At 53.3% G+C, this 1,553-nt stretch carries 2 rRNA genes; both read right to left on the bottom strand.

What is annotated here, in order from left to right:
* A 5S ribosomal RNA gene (gene rrf, locus AA81_RS13335) occupies positions 1–113 on the bottom strand.
* Positions 114–140: 27 nt separating this feature from the next.
* Positions 141–1,553: ribosomal RNA gene (locus tag AA81_RS13330) — 23S ribosomal RNA — on the bottom strand; the annotation flags it as partial.

The following is a 1,553-nucleotide window of genomic DNA, read 5'->3' as shown; positions in this document are numbered from 1 at the left end:
AGGGGGCGATACCTACTCTCACACGTCTTAGCGTACTACCATCGGCACGATACGGCTTAACCGTCAGGTTCGGTATGGTTCTGGGTGTTTCCCGTATCGTTTTCTTCACCCCCTATTACTCATTCACAAGTGCATAGAGTTTCGTCCAAAGCCTCGGGCTATTAGTACCGCTCGGCTCAATACTTCTCAGTACTTACACCTGCGGCCTATCTACGTCTTCTTCTCAGACTGCCCTTACCTCTTACGAGTGGGAAGCCTCTTGTTTGGGCCCGTTTCCCGCTTAGATGCTTTCAGCGGTTATCGGTTATATGTGTGGCTACTCAGCTCCTGCTATTTGCATAACAGCTGATTCACCAGGGACATACTCACTCCGGTCCTCTCGTACTAGGAGTAACCCCCTTCAAGCTTCCTACCCCCGCAGCAGATAGGGACCGAACTGTCTTACGACGTTCTGAACCCAGCTCACGTACCGCTTTAATGGGCGAACAGCCCAACCCTTGGGACCGGCTTCAGCCCCAGGTTGCGATGAGCCGACATCGAGGTGCCAATCCACGCCGTCGATGTGAACTCTCGGGCGTGATTAGTCTGTTATCCCCGGGGTAACTTTTATCCGTTGATCGACGGCCCTTCCTCTCAGAACCGCCGGGTCACTAAGTCCAGGTTTCCCTCCTGTTCGACTCGTCAGTCTTTCAGTTAAGCAGGCTTTTGCCTTTGCACTCTTCAGTGGATTCCCAACCCACTTGAGCCTACCTTCGAACACCTCCGTTACCTTTTTGGAGGCAACCGCCCCAGTTAAACTGCCCTCCTAACACTGTCCAGGTCAAGCTCTTCACTTTCTCCCGTTAGTAACCCATCGTTGTAAGGGCGGTATCCCACGGCCGGCTCCAGCTGCCCTGGCGAGCAGCTTTCTTCGCCTCCCGCCTATCCTGTACATACAACGATAAGTTACAATGTCAGGTTACAGTAAAACTCCACGGGGTCTTTCCGTCTAGCTGCGGGTCCTCGGCATCTTCACCGAGACTGTAATTTCACCGGATCCTTCGTTAAGACAGCTCCCTAGTCGTTACGCCTTTCATGCAGGTCGGAACTTACCCGACAAGGAATTTCGCTACCTTAGGACCGTTATAGTTACGGCCGCCGTTTACCGGGGCTTCAGTTCGAAGCTCTCACCTCTCCCCTTAACCTTCCGGCACTGGGCAGGCGTCAGTCCCTATACTTCCACTTCCGTGTTCGCAGAGACCTGTGTTTTTGGTAAACAGTCGCTAGGGACTTGTCACTGCGGCTCTATTAGTATGATTCCTCATACTAATAGTCCACCCCTTCTCCCGAAGTTACGGGGCCTTTTTGCCTAGTTCCTTAACGAAGGTTATTCCGCTCCCCTTTGCCTTCTCAGCTCGTCTACCTGTGTCGGTTTCCAGAACGGGCAGTAAAAGGATCAACGCTACACGAGGCTTTTCTCGACAGTGTGATTGTCTACCGTTGGCCTTGCGGCCTCCCCATCACGACTCCTCCTCTGCCAGCGGATTTCCCTACCGGCTTCTTCGGCATCGTCG

The sequence above is a fragment of the Petrotoga halophila DSM 16923 genome (assembly GCF_002924615.1).
This window is presented reverse-complemented; position numbering and strand designations above follow the sequence as displayed.